Raw genomic sequence first — 18,942 nt, forward strand, 5'->3', positions numbered from 1 at the left:
GCGCTGCTCTCTCGTCTTGCGGCTCTTCACCAAAATCGCCTGAATGAGCAGCCCAACAAGAAGGCCCCGAAAGGGGCCTTTTTTGATGCTCACTCCGCCTCACGCACCCGCAAAAAAGACGCAAAACGCGGCAGGCCCGAAGGCGTGCGATCGCGGTAGCGGTAAGTGACCCACGCCCCCAAGGGCGGCGGGTTGCGGCGCTGGGCATCGCTCAGACCCGAGCCCAAGGCAAATCGCTGGCCCGAGGGCGTTTGCACCAGCAAAGCCCCGGTCATGCCCAGCAAACGGCCCTTGCCCGGCTGGTGGCCCACCACCAGAGCCTCTTCGTCCAACTCGGGTTTCAACTTAAACAGTGCATCCGTGCGGCCCGGCTGCCACAGGGCATCGGCACGGTGCAGCATCAGCCCCTCGCCGCCTTGGCGCACCGTCTCCTGCAACCAAGCCTGCAAAGCACGGTTGTCCTTCACCTCGCGCTGCTCAACCGGCATCAACCAAGGCTGCTGCGCTTGCGCCAGCGTGGATTGCACAAAAACCATACGCTGCGCAAACGGTACGGCATGACCGGGGGCGTCAAACACCAGGTACTTCACCGCCCGCCAAGCCTCGTCGTCGGGCTCGGCTTGGCGCACCACGCCAGACAGCTGGTCAAAAGCCCCCCGCACCATCCACAACTCGCCGTCGAGCGCCACCCGGGGCAGAGCTGACAAAAACCAAGCCGGGGCCGCGATGGCGCGGCCACTTCGAAAGCGCAAAACGCGCCCATCCCAAACGGCCCGCACGCCATCGAATTTCTCACTCACCCCAAAACCTTGTGGAGATCGGCCAGCGGGCCAGGGCATGGCCAGCTGAACGCCGCTGTGCCCATCGGAGTCCACAGGCTGCACGACCTGAGCGCCAACACGTGGCATCAGCCAAGGCGACAAAAGCAGCGCCGACAAACTGGCGCGTCGGCTCAGGCTTGGGGTGGTGGCAAGCTGTTGGCGCAAGGCCAAGGGTGGGTGAGGCATGGCGGGTCTCCCTGATGGTCCCATCAACCGACGCATGCCTTGAAAGCATGGCGGCGTGGGTTCTTTTGTTTTCAGGGATGGATGATGCGGCGCTTTGTTGGGCAGCGCAAGCGGCGTCGCGCGGCTGCCCGCTCAGGCCATCAAACGCGAGCTCTTGGGCACATGGGCCATCAAAAACGCCATCTGGTCACTCAGAATGCGGCGGTTGCGCAAGATGAAGTCTTCCCACAGGCTGGGTACATAGGGCGCGTAGAGCAGCGGCATGTTGGCTTGCTCTGGCGTTCGGCTGCTTTTGCGGTGGTTGCAGGAGCGGCAGGCGGTGACCACGTTCATCCAATGGTCAGGCCCTTTTTGACTCACGGGAACAATGTGCTCACGGGTGAGCACCGATTCGTGAAAATGCCCGCCGCAATACGCGCAGACGTTGCGGTCGCGCACAAACAATTTGGGGTTGGTCAAGCCCGAAACCAGGTCAAACGGGTTGATGCGGGGCACGCCCTGGGTGCCGATGATGCTGTTGACGGTGATGATGGATTGCTGGCCGGTGAGCGCGTTGTGCCCCCCATGGAACACGGCCACTTGCTGGCCCGCTTCCCAGCGCACCTCGTCGGCCGCGTAATGGGTGACGGCTTGCTCCAACGTGATCCACGATTGCGGCAGGCCTTGGGCCGAGAGTTTCAAAACCTTCACAGACGCCTCCATCCAACAGTTTAAAAAACCACTGACACGAAAAGTTCCGTCTCGATCCTGCTGGGTGCGGATGGTGCCGCGGCCAAAAGGATCGGGCTCAGTCACAATATACCCTCTTACATTGACAAATCCGTGAAAGCTGGCGCCTGGCCCAGCGCACCGGCAGGACATGAGCAGCGACATGAAGGTTTTCCGAGGCTTCCACCACCCCGACTTGGCCCCCGCTTGCGCCCTGACGATTGGCAACTTCGACGGCGTGCACCGGGGTCACCAGGCCATGCTGGCGCTGTTGCGCAGCGAAGCGGCGCACCGCGGCGTGCCCAGTTGCGTGATGACCTTCGAGCCGCACCCGCGCGACTACTTTGCCAAGGCCTTGAACAAACCCGACTTGGCCCCGGCCCGCATCGCCACGCTGCGCGACAAGCTGCAGGAACTCGAGCGCTGCGGTGTGGACCAAGTGGTGGTGGTGCCCTTTGACGCCCGGCTGGCCAGCCAGTCGCCCCAAGACTTCATCCAGCAGGTGCTGGTGAAGGGCCTGGGCGTGCGCTATGTGCTGGTGGGCGACGATTTCCGCTTTGGTGCCCAACGCGCAGGCGACTACGCCATGCTCGACGCTGCCGGGCAAAACTTGGGCTTTGACGTGGCCCGCATGAACAGCTACGAGGTGCGCGGCTTGCGCGTGTCCAGCTCGGCCGTGCGCGAGGCACTGGCCAAAGGCGACATGGCCGCGGTGCAGGCCCTGCTGGGTCGCCCCTACAGCATCAGTGGCCATGTGGTGCATGGACGCAAGCTGGGCCGCGAATTGGCCGCCACGGCCGAAGGCGCAGGCGACGGCTTTCGCACGCTGAATTTGCGTTTTTCGCACTGGAAACCCGCCGCCAGCGGCATCTTTGTGGTGCAGGTGCATGGCTTGGCCGAGCAGCCCTTGCGGGGCGTGGCCAATCTGGGCATCCGCCCCTCGCTGGACCCGAACGATGTGAACGGCGGGCGCGTGCTGCTGGAGACCCATGCCTTTGACTGGCCTGCCCAGCTGGGGGCCGAGGGGGGCTACGGTAAAATCATCCGGGTGGACTTGCTGCACAAATTACACGACGAGCTCAAATACGACGGTCTGGACGCCCTGACAAAGGGCATCGCCAAAGACTGCGACGACGCACAGGCGTGGTTTGCTTCGCGCCATGGTGAAACCAGCCGCCAAACCACCCGCGACCGAATTTGACGCTCCGGCCCGCGTTTGCCGCCTTCGACAGGCTCAGGGCAAACAACCTCCACGGCCCACCCCCTTTTGATCTCTCCGAACGGCCCGCCGCTCGGGCTGAGCTTGTCGAAGCCCTCTCGACTTGACGCACCATGACCGACAAAGACCAAAACCCCGACACCCGCATCAACATGATGGACACGCCGTTTCCCATGCGCGGCGACCTGCCCAAGCGCGAGCCGGGCTGGGTGAGCGAGTGGAACGATGGCGGTTTGTACAAAAAGCTGCGTGCTGCCCGCCAGGGTGCTCCGCTGTTTGTGCTGCACGATGGTCCGCCCTATGCCAACGGCAAACTGCACATCGGCCACGCACTCAACAAAGTGCTCAAAGACATGATCGTCAAGTCCAAGCAATTGGCGGGCTTTGACGCGCAATACATCCCCGGCTGGGACTGCCACGGCTTGCCGATCGAAAACGCGATTGAAAAACTGCACGGGCGCAACCTGAGCCGTGACGACATGCAGGCCAAGAGCCGTGCTTTTGCGACCGAGCAAATTGGTCAGCAGCGCGAAGACTTCAAGCGCCTGGGTGTGCTGGGCGACTGGGAGCGCCCCTACCGCACCATGGACTTCGCCAACGAGGCCGGTGAAATCCGCGCCTTCAAACGCGTGATCGAGCGCGGCTTTGTGTACCGGGGTCTGAAGCCCGTGTACTGGTGTTTTGACTGCGGCTCGTCTTTGGCCGAATTCGAGATCGAATACGCCGACAAAAAGAGCGACACGCTGGACGTGGCCTTTGAAGCCGACCACAACGCCGCGCTGGCCGCGGCCTTTGGCCTGCCCAAACTGCCCGGCGAGGGCAGCAAAAAAGCTTTTGCCGTCATCTGGACCACCACCGCCTGGACCATTCCTGCCAACCAAGCGCTGAACGCCCACCCCGAGCTGGAATACGCGCTGGTGGACACGCCGCGTGGCGTGCTGCTGCTGGCCGCCAGCCTGGTCGAGAAGTGCCTGGAGCGCTACAAGCTAGAAGGCAACGTGATCGCCACAGCGGTGGGCGAAAAACTGCGTGGTCTGGTGTTCCGCCACCCGCTGTACGACACCGTGGCTGAAGGCGAAGGTGGCGAATATTGCTACCGCCGCAAATCACCGCTGTACCTGGCCGAGTACGTGACCGCCACCGACGGCACAGGCATCGTGCACTCGTCACCTGCCTACGGTGTGGACGACTTCAACTCCTGCGTGGCCAACGGCCTGAAATACGACGACATCTTGAACCCGGTGCAGGGCAACGGCGTGTACGCACAAGAGCTGCCCTTCTTTGGCGGCCAGCACATCTGGAAAGCTTGTGCCCGCGTGATCGAGGTGCTGGGCCAAAGCGACCGACTGATGGCCACGGTGGAAATCACCCACAGCTACCCGCACTGCTGGCGTCACAAAACGCCCGTCATCTACCGTGCCGCCGCCCAGTGGTTTGTGCGCATGGACGAGGGCGAAGGCGTGTTCACAAAAGACAAAGCCCCCAAAACCCTGCGCCAGCTGGCGCTGGACGCCATTGAGCAGACCCAGTTCTACCCTGAGAACGGCAAATCGCGTCTGCGCGACATGATCGCCAACCGACCCGACTGGTGCATCTCGCGACAGCGCTCATGGGGCGTGCCGGTGCCCTTCTTCTTGCACAAGGACAGCGGCGAGCTGCACCCCAACACCATGGCCATCTTGGACCAGGCCGCTGACATCGTGGAAAAAGGCGGCATCGAAGCCTGGAGCCGCGTGACCGTAGAAGAAATTTTGGGTGCGGTTGACGCGCCCAGCTACACCAAGAGCACCGACATTTTGGAAGTCTGGTTTGACTCCGGCTCCACATTCCAGCATGTGCTGCGCACCAGCCACAAAGACGCCTATGGCGTGGCGCCCTTCCACGACCAAGGCCCTGAGGCCGACCTGTACCTGGAAGGTCACGACCAACACCGCGGCTGGTTCCACAGCTCGCTGCTGCTGGGCTGCGCCCTGTACGACCGCGCCCCTTACCGGGGCCTATTGACCCACGGCTTTGCCACCGACGGCCAAGGCCGCAAGATGAGCAAGTCATTGGGCAACACGGTGGACCCGCAAACCATCACCTCCAAAATGGGCGCCGAAATCGTGCGCCTGTGGGTGGCCTCGACCGACTACTCGGGCGACCTGAACATCGACGACAAGATCTTGGCCCGCGTGGTGGACGCCTACCGCCGCGTCCGCAACACGCTGCGCTTCTTGCTGGCCAACGTGAGCGACTTCGACCCGGCAACTGACACCGTGCCCGACGACCAATTGCTGGAAATCGACCGCTTTGCGCTGGCCCGCGCCGCTGAGTTGCAAGCCGACATCCGCGCCCACTTTGACAAGTACGAGTTCCACCCCGTGGTCTCCAAGCTGCAGATCTATTGCTCGGAAGACCTGGGTGCGTTTTATTTGGACGTGCTCAAAGACCGCCTCTACACCACAGCGCCCAAGAGCCTGGCCCGCCGCAGTGCGCAAACCGCGCTCTACCGTATCACCCACGGCATGCTGCGCTGGATGGCGCCCTTCTTGTCGTTCACGGCCGAAGAGGCCTGGAAGACCTTCGGCACCTCCGAGTCCATCTTCCTGGAAACCTTCAGCGACTTCGGCGCAGCCGATACTGATCTGCTGGCCAAGTGGGCCCGCATCCGCGACATCCGCGACTTGGTGAACAAAGACATCGAAAACCTGCGCACCGCAGGCCAAGTGGGGGCATCGCTGCAAGCCGAGATCACACTCACGGCACCAGCCGCTGACCACGCCCTGCTGGCCAGCTTGGGCGCAGACATCAAGTTTGTGTTCATCACCTCCAAGGTGACTTTGTTGGCAGGCGATGCACTGGTGGTGGAAGTTGCCGCCAGCCAGGCCACCAAATGCGAGCGCTGCTGGCACTACGTGGACAACGTGGGCCACGATGCCGATCACCCCACGATTTGTGGCCGCTGCGTGAGCAACCTGCACGGCGCGGGCGAAACCCGCCTCGTCGCCTGACCCTCACCTCCCCAAAAGACAAGGCAAGCACATGGCCAGCTCCAAAAAAATCGGCAAAGGGCCTGGTATGGCACTCTGGCTGGGCATTGCCCTGCTGGTGCTGGTGCTCGACCAGTTCACCAAGGTGTTGGTGCTGGGTGCTTTTCAGCTGGGCGACAGCACACCCATCACCTCGTTCTTCAATTTGGTGCGGGTGCACAACCACGGCGCAGCCTTTTCGTTTTTGGCAGGTGCAGGGGGTTGGCAGCGCTGGTTTTTCACCGTCATTGGCGTGGCAGCGGCCATCTTCATGGTCTGGATGCTGCGTGCACACCCCGGCCAAAAACTCTTCAGCCTGGCCATCTCGCTCATTTTGGGCGGTGCCATTGGCAACGTGGTGGACCGCCTGCTGCACGGCTACGTGGTCGACTTTCTCGACTTTTACTGGGGTGCCTGGCACTTCCCGGCCTTCAACGTGGCCGATGCGGGCATCAGTGTGGGCGCGGCGCTTTTGATCTTGGACGAAATCCTGCGCGTTCGTCGCGGGCGTTGACCAGACCTTGCTGGCTTCAGACAATAGCCCCATGAACACCCCTGCACTCGACCTCGCGCCTTTTCGCCAAGCTTTGGCCTCGCTGGAAGACGGGCTGGATGTTGTGCGGGACACCGCTTGGTTCCATCAGCAAAACGACAAAGTACGCCACACCCTGATCGCTGGGGTGATTCAAAACTTCGAATTCGTTTATGAAATCAGCACCAAAATGCTGCGTCGTCGTCTGGAAATGGACGCGCTGAACCCCAGCGAAGTGGACTTTGCCAACTTTCGTGATGTGCTGCGGATCGCTGCTGAAAAAGGCCTGATCACGGATGTGGCCGTGTGGTTTGGCTACCGCCAAATGCGCAACATCACGGCGCACACCTACGACCATCAAAAGGCCCAGCAAGTTTATGAAGGCACGCAAGCCTTCATGCTGGATGCCCGCCTTTTGTTAGCGCGACTTGAAGATGCCATTGAGTGAGCCAGCACACGGCATGAGCGTCACGGAACTGACGCTGGTCCAAAGCATCCTGAACACCTGGTTGCCCTCACACGAAGTGCGCATGTTTGGATCGCGTGCCCGCGGCAAGCCCAAGCCCTACTCCGACCTGGACCTGGTCATCATGGGCGATACGCCCTTACCTCTGAGCACATTGGGCCAATTGCAAGACGCTTTTGCCAACAGCGATCTGCCTTGGCGCGTAGATGTGGTGGACTGGGCCAGCACTTCACCAGAGTTTCAAAGCCACATCGCTGACCACAGTGTCCATATCAGCGATTGGTGAGACTCAGCTTTCACCCAGCGACCTCAACCCACAGCACCCACAACTCAGGTAAGCTACCTCCCCTGATTGAAAAACACGGAGACCACCATGCCCGGATTGCTGCCCCACATCGACCCCGACGGTCTGCTTGAGTTTTCGGTGGTCTACACCGACCGTGCGCTCAACCACATGTCCAAGCGCTTTGGCGGCGTGATGACCGACATCTCGCGCATGCTCAAAACCGTGTACGGTGCGCACTCGGTCGCGCTGGTGCCCGGCAGCGGCACTTTTGGCATGGAGTCAGTCGCTCGCCAATTTGCCACCAATCAACATGTGATGGTCATCCGCAACGGCTGGTTCAGCTACCGCTGGACGCAGATTTTTGACATGGGCCAGATCCCCAAGAGCCACACGGTGATCAAAGCCCGCCGCGTGTCGGAAAGCTCACAAGCCGCCTGGGCGCCTGCCCCCATTGCCGAAGTGACCGCCGCCATTGCCGCCGAAAAACCCGCCTTGGTTTTTGCGCCGCATGTCGAAACCTCGGCCGGCATGATCTTGCCCGACGACTACTTGAAAGCATTGGCCGATGCTGTGCACGCCGTGGGTGGCCTGTTGGTGCTGGACTGCATCGCCTCTGGCGCCATGTGGGTGGACATGAAGGCCACGGGTGTAGACGTGCTGATCAGCGCGCCCCAAAAAGGCTGGAGCAGCTCACCGGCCTGCGCCATGGTCATGCTGAGCGAGCGTGCCCGCCAAGCGATCGACGACACCACCAGCACCACCTTTGCGATGGACCTGAAGAAGTGGCTGCAAGTGATGGAAACCTACGAAAGTGGGGGCCACATGTACCACACCACCTTGCCCACCGACGCCTTGTTGCGCCTGCAAGACGCCATGTTGGAGACCGAAGCCTATGGCTTTGCCAAGGTGCGCGAAGAACAAATCACACTGGGCCGCCGTGTGAGAGCCTTGCTTTTGGAGCATGGCTTCCCCAGCGTGGCCGCGCCCGGCTTTGAAGCGCCCGGCGTGGTGGTGAGTTACACCACCGACCCCGAAATTCAGAGCAGCAAGAAGTTTTTGGCGCTGGGCCTGCAGACCGCTGCGGGCGTGCCCCTGCAGTGCGACGAACCGGCCGACTTCCGCACCTTCCGCATGGGCCTGTTTGGCTTGGACAAATGGCACAACGTGGACCGCACGCTGCAGCAACTGAGCGGCGCACTCGAGACCCTTGCCCCCAAGGCCAAGCTGGCAGCCTGATCGGGACCACTCGCCCCACAAAAAAACCGCTGACCCGTGAGGGCAGCGGTTTTTTGTTGGGTGCATCGAGGCCCGGGGTGAAAACCCCAAGCGCCGATGCCTCACCTTACAAGGTGATGATGGTGCAACCCGTGGTCTTGCGGGCTTCCAGAGCGATGTGGGCGTCCTGAATTTGTGCGAGCGGGAAGGTCTGGTCGATGTGGATCTTCACCTTGCCGCTGGTCACCGCTTCAAACAAATCGTCGGCCATGGCCTGCGTGTTTTCGCGGGTGGTGATGTGGCTGAACAAGGTTTGGCGTGTCACGTAGATCGAACCCTTGGGGCCCAAGATGCCAGGCGCAAACGGGGCCACAGGGCCTGAGGCGTTGCCAAAGCTGGCCATCAAACCAAACGGCGCCAAACAATCGAGCGACTTGTCCCAAGTGTCTTTGCCCACCGAGTCGTAAACCACTTTGACGCCCTTGCCACCGGTGATTTCTTTGACTTTGGCTTGGAAATCTTCGGTGGAATAGTTGATGCAAAACTCGGCGCCATTGGCTTTGGCCAATGCGCACTTGGCATCGCTTCCTGCAGTGCCAATCAAACGCAAACCCAGGGCCTTGGCCCACTGGCAAGCGATCAGGCCCACGCCACCGGCGGCGGCATGGAACAACACAAAGTCACCGGCTTTCAAACCGCCTTGGGGCAGCGTGCGCTTGAGCAAATATTGCGCTGTCAGGCCTTTGAGCATCATGGCCGCGCCCGTCTCGAACGAGATCGCATCGGGCAGCTTGCACACGCATTTGGCGGGCATCACACGCACTTCGCAGTAGCTGCCAGGCGGCTGGCTGGCGTAGGCTGCGCGGTCCCCCACCTTCAGGTGCGTGACGCCCTCGCCCACGGCTTCCACCACGCCCGAGCCTTCCATGCCCAATTTGAGGGGCATGGGCAGTGGGTACAAACCACCACGCTGGTAAACGTCGATGAAATTCAGGCCAATGGCCTTGTGGCGGATGCGGATCTCACCAGGGCCGGGCTCGCCCACGGTGACATCGACCAATTTCATGACTTCGGGACCGCCGTTCTGGTCGATCTGGACTGCAAGGCTCATGTTGTTCTCCTGTTGGAATGGGGTGACAGACCGGACACTTTGCCACGAAACACGAGCCCGAGCCGGTAAAAGGGGCAGTTGGGGGACAGTTTGGCGACAGCGGGAAAACCCGAATGCCGATACAGTGCCGCATGACCCAAAAACTCACGCCTGTCACAGCCTTGCTGCTGACCGTTCCCCCATTGCTGTGGGCGGGCAATGCCGTGGTGGGCCGCTTGGTCAGCGACCTGGTGCCGCCCATCACGCTCAATTTCTTGCGCTGGGCGGTGGCCTTGTTCATCTTGCTGCCCTTGGCCGCTTGGGTTTTGAAGCGCAACAGTGGCCTGTGGCAACACTGGCGGCGCTTTGCCTTGCTCAGTTTGCTGGGTGTGGGTTGCTACAACGCGCTGCAATACCTGGCCCTGCAAACCTCCACCCCGCTCAACGTGACCTTGGTGGCCGCCAGCGGCCCGGTGTGGATGCTGGCCATTGGGGCCCTGTTTTTTCAGGCCCCGGTGCGCCGTGCCCAGGTGTACGGAGCAGCCCTGTCGATTGTGGGCGTGCTGGTGGTCTTGTCACGGGGTGATTGGGCTCAACTCTTGGCGGTCAAACTGGTGATCGGTGACCTGTTCATTTTGTTGGCCACCGCCTGCTGGTCTTGGTACAGCTGGATGCTCAGCCGCAAAGACGAGCCCGAAGCCATCCGACAGGACTGGGCCGCCTTCTTGCTCGCGCAAGTGGTCTTTGGTCTGGGCTGGTCGGGCTTGTTTGCGGGCATGGAATGGGGATTGACCGATGCCCACATCAACTGGGGTTGGCCCTTGGTCAGTGCACTGGCCTTTGTGGCCGTAGGCCCGGCCGTGATGGCCTACCGCTGCTGGGGCCTGGGCATCCAGCAAGCGGGGCCTGCGGTGGCGGGGTTTTTTGCCAACCTCACGCCATTGTTCGCGGCCGTCTTCTCAGCCGCCTTTTTGGGTGAGCTGCCGCAGCTTTATCACGTGCTGGCGTTCGGGCTGATCATTGGTGGGATCTGGGTGTCATCGCGGCGCTGAGCACCGCAACAAACACCACAAGCTGCTGGCGTCAGAACGTCCCCGCGTAGGCCCCACCATCCGCCAACACGTTCTGCCCCGTCATGTAGGCCGCATGCTGACTGCACAAAAAGGCGCAGATGGCACCGAACTCTTGCGGATTGCCGTAGCGGCCTGCAGGGATTTGCGCTTGCTGGATCACGCGCAGCTCTTCCACCGTTTTGCCTTGCTTTTGCGCCATGGCGGGCAGGGTGGCCCGGATGCGGTCAGTGTCAAATTTGCCGGGCAGCAGGTTGTTGATGGTCACGCCTTTGGCAGCAATGCCGCTGCGCGAAGCCCCGGCCACAAAGCCCGTGAGGCCGCTGCGTGCGCCGTTGGACAGGCCCAGCACGTCGATGGGCGCTTTGACGGCGCTGCTGGTGATGTTGACGATGCGGCCAAAGCCTCGTGCGGCCATGCGGTCCACGGTGGCCTTGATGAGCTCAATCGGGGTGAGCATGTTGCCGTCGATGGCTTTGAGCCAGGCCTCGCGGCCCCAGTCGCGGAAGTCGCCGGGCGGCGGGCCGCCAGCGTTGGTGACCACGATGTCGTAATCTTTGCCTGGGCCGCCTGCCACGTTCCAGATGGCTTCGCGTCCCGCTTCGGTGGTGATGTCCACCGCCACAGCGATCAACTGAACCTTACCGCCGGTCTCGGCACGCAAGTCGTCCACGGCTTTGTTCAGCACCTCGGCACCGCGTGCCACCATGACCACGTTCACGCCTTCCAAGGCCAAGGCCCGGGCGCAACCCCAGCCCAAGCCTTTGCTTGCGCCACCCACCAAAGCCCACTTGCCTGCAATGCCCAAGTCCATGTCAATCTCCTGATTTGATGTTGTGCGGCTTGCTGGCCGCGTTACGTTGTGCGGCCCACTGGCCGCGTGACCCAAAACACACCGCTCAAGACCAACACGGTCCCGGCGATGATCCACATGTTGAACGGTTCGTCCAAAATCCACACGCCCATGAGCAGCGTGAACATGGGGCCGATCATGCCCGTTTGCGCTGTCAGGCCTGGCCCGATGCGCTCAATGGCCATCATGACCAAAAGGACTGGCAGCACGGTGCAAGCGGTGGCGTTGAGCAGAGACAGCCACATCACGGGCTCGGGCACCACCGCTGTGGCCAAGGGCCTGAGCAGCACAAACTGCAGCAAACAAAAACCACAGGCCACCGAAGTGGCCAGACCCGCCAAGCGCAATGAACCCAAGCGCTGGACCAGTTGCCCACTGTAGGTCATGTACAGGGCATAAGTGCCTGCGCTCAAAAACACCAGCAAAGCCCCCCAAGCCGCGTGCGGCCCAGCCAGCCCCAGCTCGTGCCCAAACACCAGCAACACGCCCGAATAACTGATGGCCATGGCCACGCCTTGACGCTGGGTGATGCGTTTTTTGAACAACACCCAACCGAGCAGCAAGACGAGTGTGGGGTTGAGGTAGAGGATCAATCGCTCCAAGGAGGCGCTGATGAACTCCAGGCCCCAAAAGTCCAGAAAGCTCGAGAGGTAATAACCACAAAAGCCCAAGCCCAACACGCCCAGCCAGTCTTGCCGGGTGAGCGGCGCTTTACCCCGCCCAGCCCACCAGGCCATGAGGACAAACAAAGGCAGGGCCAGCAGCATGCGCCACATGACCAAGGTGACCGCGTCTACACCGTGCCGGTAAGCCAGCTTGACGATGATGGCCTTGCCGCTGAAGGCCATGGACCCAGCCGCAGCCAACAACAGACCCGCCGTCAGGTGCGGCGTGGGGCTGGGCACCATCAAAAGCCCACGGCTTGGCCGTCGCGGCGCGGGTCACTGGCCACTTGGTAGCCCTGCACGGCCGGATCGCCCATGCGCCAGATGAACTGGCCTGCACCAAAGTCCTGGTACGAGTCGTTGATGATGTCGAGCTGGTGGCCGCGTGCGATCAGCTCTTGCACCGTGCCGCCATTCATCGCGGCTTCGACGTTGATGTTCAGGCCCGTGTTGAAGCGCCAGCGCGGTGCGTCACACGCCGCTTGCGGGTTCTGGCCGTAGTCGAGCATGCGCACCAGGGTTTGCATGTGGCCTTGGGGTTGCATGTTGCCGCCCATCACGCCGTAGCTCATCACGGGTTGGCCGTCTTTGGTGACAAAGGCCGGGATGATGGTCTGGAAGGGGCGCTTGCCGGGCAAGACCAGGTTGGCGGGGTTTTGGCCCTGCAGGTCGGTGCTGAAACCGTGGCCCCGGTTTTGCAAGCTGATGCCATAAGTGGGCTCCACCACGCCCGAACCAAAGCCCATGTAGTTGCTCTGGATGAAGCTGATCATCATGCCGTTTTCATCGGCAGCCGTGAGGTAAATCGTGCCGCCCTTGACCGGGTTGCCCGCCTTGAAGTCTTGGGCCTTTTTCATGTCGATCAGCTTGGCGCGGCTGGAGAGATAAGCTGGGTCCAGCATTTGCTCGGGTGGCAACTCCATGAAACGCGGATCGGCCACGTAGCGGTAAGTGTCGGCAAAGGCGAGTTTCATCGCCTCGATCTGCAGGTGCTGCGAGTCGGCGCTGTCGACCTTGTGGCTGGCCATGTCGAAGTTGGACAGGATGCCCAGCGCGATCAAGGCGGCGATGCCTTGGCCGTTGGGTGGGATCTCGTGCAGGGTGTAACCCCGGTAGTCTTGCGCCATGGGTTTGACCCACTCGGGCTTGAAATCGGCCAGGTCTTTGGCGGTGATGCTGCCGCCGTTTTCTTTGGCGAACTTTTCAATGGCCTGGGCGATCTCGCCGCCATACAGCGCCTGGCCTTTGGTGGCGGCAATGGCCTTGAGGCCCCGCGCCGCGTTTTTGAACTGGAACAACTCGCCCACCTGTGGCGCACGGCCCCAAGGCAAAAAGCTTTGCGCAAAGCCGGGCTGCGACTGCAGCTCGGGTGTGGCAGCAGCCCACTTTTGCTGCACCACCACCGGGATCAAATAACCACGCTCAGCCACTTCAATGGCGGGCTCCATCAAGTCGGCAAAGGGCAGCTTGCCGAATCGGTCGCTCAGGGCCACCCAACCGGCCACGGCACCCGGCACGGTGACCGAGTCAAAGCCGCGCTTGGGCGGTGTTTTGGTCTCGGCACCGTATTTGCGGTGAAAGTATTCGGGGGTCCAGGTGGCAGGGGCCGGGCCAGACGAGTTGAGGCCATGCAGCTCTTTGCCGTCCCACAAAATGGCGAAAGCGTCAGAGCCCAAACCACAGCTCACGGGCTCGGTCAGGGTGATGACGGCGGCAGCGGCAATGGCGGCGTCAACCGCGTTGCCGCCCTTGAGCATCATGCGCAAGCCAGCTTGCGCGGCCAGTGGGTGCGAGGTGGACACCACATTGCGTGCAAACAGCGGCAAGCGGGTGCTGGTGTAGGGAAACTGGTAATCGAAATTCATGTCAATCCAATGTGATCTTGCGCTCGGTAATGATCTTTTTCCACTTGGCCGATTCGCTGGCCAGCATGGTGGTGAACTGGGCAGGCGTGCCGCCCACGGGCTCAATGCCAAAGCGCAAAAGCTTGTCCATCACCTCAGGGTCTTTGAGGACTTGGTTGGCTGCGGAGTTGATGCGGGTGACCACCTCGGCGGGCAGGTTTTTGGGGCCAAAGAAACCAAACCAAGTGTTGGACTCGTAGCCCGGCAAGACATCGGCGATGGCGGGGATGCCCGGTGCCAGCGCCGTGGGCTTGAGGGTGGTCACACCCAAAGCACGCAAGCGGCCGTCGCGCACATGCGGCATGCCCGTGGGCAAGCTGTCAAACAACACGTCAACTTTGCCCGAAATCAGGTCAGGGATGGCCAACGCCGTGCCCTTGTAGGGGATGTGCACCACGAACACATCGGCCTGCGCCTTGAACAACTCGGCCGACAACTGCACGATGGTGCCGTTACCGCTGGATGCGTAGTTCAGGCGGCCTGGGTTTTTCTTGGCGTAGTCGACCCATTCCTTGACGGTTTTGGCGGGCGAGTTGTTGGGCACCAGCATGATGCTGGGCGCATTGCCCAAATGCGCGATGGGCGTGAAGTCGCGCACCGCGTCGTAAGGCATGCGCGGGTTCAGGTTGGGGCCAATCGAGTGCGTGCTGGAGGTGGACAGCAGCAAGGTGTAGCCATCAGGCGTGGCCTTAGCGGCCAGATCAGAGCCCAAGGTGCCGCCAGCGCCGGGGCGGTTTTCCACCACCAAAGGCTGGCCCAGTTTTTCGCTGATTTTTTGCGACAAGGTGCGGGCAAACAAATCGGTCGCGCCGCCCGCCGGAAAGGGCACGATCAGGCGCACGGCTTTGCTGGGGTAACTTTGGGCCTGGGCCAAGCCCAGGCTGGCAACGGCCAAGGTGGCGGCACACAAGCCACGCAAGAGATGTCGTTTTTTCATGGTCAAGTTCCTCCACCCATGTCAGGCGCAAAAATCAAAAAATCCATTGTCTCAGAGGCCCTGCGCCGCTGCAGCGCCCAAGTGACAAGACCACGGTCTGTGCCAGCGTGTGAAGCTGAACAAGGCCAAGCCCAATAGACAACGGCCTCCAAGGAGGCCGTTGCAGAGGGGGGCACAGAAGCCCTGTCAAATCCTAAGACGCATCACTCTTCCACAAAAGCCTCTTGGCGTTTGGACTTGATCGATGGCAAAGCCACAATGATGAGCAGCAGCAACGCCATCGCCAGCAAACTGGCCGACAAGGGGCGGGTGACAAAAACGCTCCAGTCACCACGCGAGAGCAGCATAGCGCGGCGCAGGTTCTCTTCCATCATCGGGCCCAAGATGAAGCCCAAGAGCAGTGGCGCAGGCTCCATGCCGAGTTTGATGAACATGTAACCGATCACACCGAACATGGCCACCATCCAGATGTCCCAGGTGTTGTTGTTGGTCGAGTAAACGCCGATCGCACAGAACAACACAATGGCCGGGAACAACCAACGGTAAGGCACCGACAGCAACTTGATCCAGATGCCGATCAAAGGCAGGTTCAAGATGATCAACATGGCGTTGCCGATCCACATCGAGGCGATCAAACCCCAGAACAACTCGGGGTTGCTGGTCATGACCTGAGGGCCAGGCTGAATGTTGTGGATGGTCATCGCGCCCACCATCAAAGCCATCACCGCGTTGGGTGGAATGCCCAGTGTCAGCAAGGGGATGAAGGAAGTTTGCGACGCCGCATTATTGGCCGACTCAGGCGCAGCCACACCGCGGATGTTGCCTTGCCCAAATGGCACTTCGCCGGGTTGAAGTTTGGTTTTCTTCTCGATGGTGTAAGTCGCAAAAGCTGCAAGCAGTGCACCGCCACCGGGCAAGATGCCCAAAGCAGAACCCAAAGCCGTACCGCGCAAAACAGCAGGCACCATGCGCTTGAAGTCTTGCGCAGTGGGCATCAGGCCAGTCACTTTGGCCGTGAAGACTTCGCGGTCTTCTTCGGGCTTGGACAGATTCGAGATGATTTCGCCATAACCGAACACACCCATCGCGATCACGATGAAGCCGACACCGTCGGTCAACTCAGGAATGTCGAAGCTGAAACGGGCCACACCGGAGTTCACGTCGGTACCGATCAAGCCCATCAACAGGCCCAACACGATCATGCCCACGGCTTTGATGAGTGAGCCCGAGGCCAAAACCACCGCGCCGATCAAGCCCAACACCATGAGCGAGAAGTATTCGGCCGGGCCGAACTTGAAGGCCACTTCGGTCAAGGGTACGGCAAAAGCGGCCAACACCAAAGTGCCCACACAACCGGCAAAGAACGAACCCAGACCGGCTGCCGCCAAAGCGGGACCGGCACGGCCTTTGCGGGCCATTTGGTAGCCGTCGATCATGGTCACGACCGACGAGGCTTCACCGGGCAAGTTGACCAAAATCGCAGTGGTGGAACCGCCGTATTGCGCGCCGTAGTAAATACCGGCCAGCATGATCAGCGCGGCCACAGGGGGCAGCGCGTAGGTGGCGGGCAAGAGCATGGCGATGGTGGCCACAGGGCCCACCCCTGGCAACACACCGATCAAGGTGCCCAGCAAACAACCGACGAAGGCGTAAATCAGGTTTTGGAAGGTGAACGCCACCCCAAAACCGAGTGCAAGATTGTCAAACAAGTCCATGAATTATTTCTCCTCAACCGGTGATGAAGGTGGGCCAGACGGGGAACTGCAAATTCAACAGCTTCACGAATGCACCGTAACTGCCGATGGACAGGATGATGGAGAGAATCAAAACTTCCTTGAGTTTGTAAGTGTCTCCCGCCAGGCTGACGACCAGGGTCGTGCCAAAAATCGCCACGATCAGTCCCATGGCCGGCACGCCGATGCTGGGCAGCCCGCCAAGCAAGATGCCAAACAACAAGTTGCCGACGATGATGAAGAACAAAGGCTTCCAAGCCCATTTGCCAATTTTTTCACCATCTTGGGTTTCCACGGTCAGGGACTTGAACATGACGAAGGCACCAATGATGGCCAACAAGATGCCCAGCAAAAGCGGGAAGTAGCCCGGCCCCATTCGAGCACCTGTACCTACGTTGTAGTTGGTGGCACCAATGGCAAAGGCACCCCCCGCCACCAGGTAAAACAGCCCTGAGAAAAAGTCTTTTTGACTCTTGATGTTCACGCGATATCTCCTCTGTATTGAGTTGGACTGATTCTGCGTGATCAAAGCCACTTGATGAATGTGGGTTACACCTATGTCCCCGGCGCGACGAAACCATGGTTAACCCTGATGCGCAACTTACTTCGGTGCGCTCCTCTTTCGCACGAATTCACAGGGTCAGAGGTTTGAACACCTTGAGCCATTTGGATGCAGGCAGTCCCCATTTTTCTTCGATGGCACTGGCCGTTTGCAGCAATGCAACGCGCGATGGGCGGCTGGGGGTTCGCTGCACCAGCACGATGGCATTGCCCTCTCGTGTGGGCTTGAAGGCCCAGACCGCGTCTTCGCCAAAGGCGGCGCAAATTTTCTCCACACTCTCGGCATAACTCGATGAGCGGCCAAACAGGTTCACCGTCATGCAGCCTTGTGGACTGAGCAGTTCGCGGCAATGGCGGTAAAAGTCGGGTGTGTCCAGCACCGGGGCGGCGGCCTCTTCGTCGTACAGGTCCACTTGCAGCGCATCCACGGTGCCGAGCCATTCGTCTTTCTGGATTTCGAGCGACGCATCGGCCAGCACCACACGCAGACGCTCGTCGTCGGGGGGCAAACGGAACCAGCCGCGGCAAGCGTGCAGCACACCGGGGTTGAGCTCCACAGCGGTGCAGGTCATCTTGAGTTTCTTGTAGCAAAACTTGGTGATGGTACCTGCGCCCAGCCCCAGCTGCATGGCGTGAGCGCCCTTGACGTCGTCGTGCGGGAAAAAAAGCAGCCAGCCGAACATGCGCTGCACATATTCGAGCTCAATGTCAAAAGGCCGGTCCAGAAACATGGAGCCCTGAATCCATTCGGTGCCCAAGTGCAGGTAACGGATCTCACCGTCTTCGGAGAAGTTAACTTCGGGCAGTTCGAGGCTGGCGACAGGGGATTTTTTTCGGGTCATGGGGCGTGATGGTACAGAGCGGCCAGCTGGGGCAACACACGGCAGGCATTGGCGGTACTGGTTGCTGCCAGATCGGTGAGCGGCAAACCACGCAAGCTGGCCAGCACCTGCGCGATGCGCGGCAACTCAGCGGGGCTGTTGCGGCCCTGCTTGGCGCCCAGTGCCCGCTGCTCGGCGGTTTGGTAGAGCCACTGCGGCGGGATGTCGGGCGCGTCGGTTTCCAGCACCAAGGCGCTGAGAGGCAGCTCGCAGGCCAGGCGGCGCAGCTGCAAGGAGCGCTCGTAAGTCAAGGTGCCACCAAAGCCCAGGACAAAGCCCATGTCCACAAAGGCCTGGGCCTGCTGGTGGCTGCCGTTGAAGGCGTGGGCAATGCCCGAAACCACCGGGCATTGGCGCAAGCCTTTGAGCAAGAGGTCGGCCGAGCGTCGCACATGCAGGATGACGGGCAAGCCTTGCTTTTGGGCGAGTTTGAGCTGCGCGGTGTAAAACCACCACTGCCGCTCGCGCATGGAGGGCGTGCACAGCTCGGGCACAAAAAAATCCAGCCCGATCTCGCCCACGGCCACCAGGCGCGGGTCATCACGCCGCTCGGTCAATGCGCGGTCCAGTGCCTGCACATCCGTCTCTTGCGCTTGGGGCACATACAAAGGGTGGATGCCCAAAGCGTATGCGTCGCCATGCTGCTCGGCCAGCTGCGCAACTTGGGTCCAGTGGGCGGCGTGCACCGCCGGGATCACGCAGTGCGTCACGCCTGCGGCGCGTGCCGCTTCGCGCAACGCGTCGCGGTCGGCGTCAAACTCGGCCGCGTCCAGGTGGCAGTGGGTGTCGATCCACATGGCGCGA

The 18,942-nt window shown here is 61.1% G+C and carries 18 protein-coding genes; 7 read left to right on the forward strand and 11 right to left on the reverse strand.

Going from position 1 to position 18,942, the window contains the following annotated elements:
- Positions 1–89: 89 nt before the first annotated feature.
- Positions 90–1,007 carry a DNA ligase gene (locus L63ED372_RS11865; protein ID WP_231624488.1) on the reverse strand — a complete coding sequence of 306 codons (918 nt, stop codon included), beginning with the start codon at positions 1,005–1,007 and terminating at the stop codon, positions 90–92.
- A 132-nt stretch (positions 1,008–1,139) separates the two neighbouring features.
- Complete coding sequence (locus tag L63ED372_RS11870; protein ID WP_062408045.1) at positions 1,140–1,697, reverse strand: HNH endonuclease; 558 nt, start codon at positions 1,695–1,697, stop codon at positions 1,140–1,142.
- Positions 1,698–1,878: 181 nt separating this feature from the next.
- Between L63ED372_RS11870 and L63ED372_RS11875 the strand changes: the two genes are divergently transcribed.
- From L63ED372_RS11875 to L63ED372_RS11900, 6 genes are all read left to right on the forward strand, one after another.
- Positions 1,879–2,916: a bifunctional riboflavin kinase/FAD synthetase gene (locus L63ED372_RS11875; protein WP_062408048.1), complete on the forward strand. Its 1,038-nt coding sequence runs from the start codon at positions 1,879–1,881 to the stop codon at positions 2,914–2,916.
- 131 nt (positions 2,917–3,047) lie between these two features.
- Complete coding sequence (gene ileS / locus L63ED372_RS11880; RefSeq protein ID WP_062406135.1) at positions 3,048–5,927, forward strand: isoleucine--tRNA ligase; 2,880 nt, start codon at positions 3,048–3,050, stop codon at positions 5,925–5,927.
- Between the two features lie 31 nt (positions 5,928–5,958).
- Positions 5,959–6,459 carry a signal peptidase II gene (lspA, locus tag L63ED372_RS11885; RefSeq protein ID WP_062406136.1) on the forward strand — a complete coding sequence of 167 codons (501 nt, stop codon included), beginning with the start codon at positions 5,959–5,961 and terminating at the stop codon, positions 6,457–6,459.
- A gap of 31 nt (positions 6,460–6,490) precedes the next feature.
- Positions 6,491–6,925 carry a nucleotidyltransferase substrate binding protein gene (locus tag L63ED372_RS11890; RefSeq protein ID WP_062406137.1) on the forward strand — a complete coding sequence of 145 codons (435 nt, stop codon included), beginning with the start codon at positions 6,491–6,493 and terminating at the stop codon, positions 6,923–6,925.
- A 13-nt stretch (positions 6,926–6,938) separates the two neighbouring features.
- Positions 6,939–7,229, forward strand: a complete 291-nt coding sequence (locus L63ED372_RS11895) for a nucleotidyltransferase family protein (protein ID WP_156343627.1) — start codon at positions 6,939–6,941, stop codon at positions 7,227–7,229.
- Between the two features lie 87 nt (positions 7,230–7,316).
- Positions 7,317–8,465, forward strand: coding sequence for an aminotransferase class V-fold PLP-dependent enzyme (locus L63ED372_RS11900; RefSeq protein ID WP_062406139.1), 1,149 nt, complete (start codon positions 7,317–7,319; stop codon positions 8,463–8,465).
- 106 nt (positions 8,466–8,571) lie between these two features.
- On the opposite strand, the gene L63ED372_RS11905 is transcribed toward L63ED372_RS11900, so the two are convergent.
- Positions 8,572–9,555 (reverse strand): quinone oxidoreductase family protein, encoded by a 984-nt coding sequence (locus tag L63ED372_RS11905; RefSeq protein ID WP_062406140.1) that lies wholly within the window; start codon positions 9,553–9,555, stop codon positions 8,572–8,574.
- Positions 9,556–9,686: 131 nt separating this feature from the next.
- On the opposite strand from L63ED372_RS11905, the gene L63ED372_RS11910 reads away from it, so the two are divergent.
- Complete coding sequence (locus L63ED372_RS11910; protein ID WP_062408050.1) at positions 9,687–10,586, forward strand: DMT family transporter; 900 nt, start codon at positions 9,687–9,689, stop codon at positions 10,584–10,586.
- Between the two features lie 31 nt (positions 10,587–10,617).
- Here L63ED372_RS11910 and L63ED372_RS11915 read toward each other — a convergent pair whose 3' ends face one another.
- From L63ED372_RS11915 to L63ED372_RS11950, 8 genes are all read right to left on the reverse strand, one after another.
- Positions 10,618–11,418, reverse strand: coding sequence for an SDR family oxidoreductase (locus L63ED372_RS11915; protein WP_062406141.1), 801 nt, complete (start codon positions 11,416–11,418; stop codon positions 10,618–10,620).
- Positions 11,419–11,459: 41 nt separating this feature from the next.
- Positions 11,460–12,365, reverse strand: a complete 906-nt coding sequence (locus L63ED372_RS11920; RefSeq protein ID WP_062406142.1) for a DMT family transporter — start codon at positions 12,363–12,365, stop codon at positions 11,460–11,462.
- Entirely contained in the window at positions 12,365–13,987 is a 1,623-nt protein-coding gene (locus tag L63ED372_RS11925) for a gamma-glutamyltransferase family protein (protein ID WP_062406143.1), read from the reverse strand. The genes L63ED372_RS11920 and L63ED372_RS11925 overlap by 1 nt, the downstream gene beginning before the upstream one ends.
- 1 nt (position 13,988) lies before the next feature.
- Positions 13,989–14,963, reverse strand: coding sequence for a Bug family tripartite tricarboxylate transporter substrate binding protein (locus L63ED372_RS11930; protein ID WP_062406144.1), 975 nt, complete (start codon positions 14,961–14,963; stop codon positions 13,989–13,991).
- A 203-nt stretch (positions 14,964–15,166) separates the two neighbouring features.
- A complete protein-coding gene (locus tag L63ED372_RS11935) occupies positions 15,167–16,678 on the reverse strand; it encodes a tripartite tricarboxylate transporter permease (RefSeq protein ID WP_062406145.1) in 1,512 nt (503 codons plus the stop codon).
- A 13-nt stretch (positions 16,679–16,691) separates the two neighbouring features.
- Positions 16,692–17,180, reverse strand: a complete 489-nt coding sequence (locus tag L63ED372_RS11940) for a tripartite tricarboxylate transporter TctB family protein (RefSeq protein ID WP_062406146.1) — start codon at positions 17,178–17,180, stop codon at positions 16,692–16,694.
- 148 nt (positions 17,181–17,328) lie between these two features.
- Complete coding sequence (locus L63ED372_RS11945) at positions 17,329–18,099, reverse strand: hypothetical protein (protein WP_062406147.1); 771 nt, start codon at positions 18,097–18,099, stop codon at positions 17,329–17,331.
- Entirely contained in the window at positions 18,096–18,935 is an 840-nt protein-coding gene (locus L63ED372_RS11950; RefSeq protein ID WP_062406148.1) for a TatD family hydrolase, read from the reverse strand. Before L63ED372_RS11950 ends, L63ED372_RS11945 begins: the two co-directional genes overlap by 4 nt.
- Between the last annotated feature and the right edge of the window lie 7 nt (positions 18,936–18,942).

This window comes from Limnohabitans sp. 63ED37-2, assembly GCF_001412535.1.
Taxonomy (GTDB): domain Bacteria; phylum Pseudomonadota; class Gammaproteobacteria; order Burkholderiales; family Burkholderiaceae_C; genus Limnohabitans_A.

Coding starts and splice junctions, on each gene's coding strand:
- L63ED372_RS11890 (WP_062406137.1), top strand. CDS start 6,491: ATGAACACCCCTGCACTCGACCTCGCGCCTTTTCGCCAAGCTTTGGCC.
- L63ED372_RS11875 (WP_062408048.1), top strand. CDS start 1,879: ATGAAGGTTTTCCGAGGCTTCCACCACCCCGACTTGGCCCCCGCTTGC.
- L63ED372_RS11915 (WP_062406141.1), bottom strand. CDS start 11,418: ATGGACTTGGGCATTGCAGGCAAGTGGGCTTTGGTGGGTGGCGCAAGC.
- L63ED372_RS11895 (WP_156343627.1), top strand. CDS start 6,939: ATGAGCGTCACGGAACTGACGCTGGTCCAAAGCATCCTGAACACCTGG.
- lspA (WP_062406136.1), top strand. CDS start 5,959: ATGGCCAGCTCCAAAAAAATCGGCAAAGGGCCTGGTATGGCACTCTGG.
- L63ED372_RS11930 (WP_062406144.1), bottom strand. CDS start 14,963: ATGAAAAAACGACATCTCTTGCGTGGCTTGTGTGCCGCCACCTTGGCC.
- L63ED372_RS11945 (WP_062406147.1), bottom strand. CDS start 18,099: ATGACCCGAAAAAAATCCCCTGTCGCCAGCCTCGAACTGCCCGAAGTT.
- L63ED372_RS11910 (WP_062408050.1), top strand. CDS start 9,687: ATGACCCAAAAACTCACGCCTGTCACAGCCTTGCTGCTGACCGTTCCC.
- L63ED372_RS11935 (WP_062406145.1), bottom strand. CDS start 16,678: ATGGACTTGTTTGACAATCTTGCACTCGGTTTTGGGGTGGCGTTCACC.
- L63ED372_RS11905 (WP_062406140.1), bottom strand. CDS start 9,555: ATGAGCCTTGCAGTCCAGATCGACCAGAACGGCGGTCCCGAAGTCATG.
- L63ED372_RS11865 (WP_231624488.1), bottom strand. CDS start 1,007: ATGCCTCACCCACCCTTGGCCTTGCGCCAACAGCTTGCCACCACCCCA.
- L63ED372_RS11900 (WP_062406139.1), top strand. CDS start 7,317: ATGCCCGGATTGCTGCCCCACATCGACCCCGACGGTCTGCTTGAGTTT.
- L63ED372_RS11950 (WP_062406148.1), bottom strand. CDS start 18,935: ATGTGGATCGACACCCACTGCCACCTGGACGCGGCCGAGTTTGACGCC.
- L63ED372_RS11920 (WP_062406142.1), bottom strand. CDS start 12,365: ATGGTGCCCAGCCCCACGCCGCACCTGACGGCGGGTCTGTTGTTGGCT.
- L63ED372_RS11925 (WP_062406143.1), bottom strand. CDS start 13,987: ATGAATTTCGATTACCAGTTTCCCTACACCAGCACCCGCTTGCCGCTG.
- ileS (WP_062406135.1), top strand. CDS start 3,048: ATGACCGACAAAGACCAAAACCCCGACACCCGCATCAACATGATGGAC.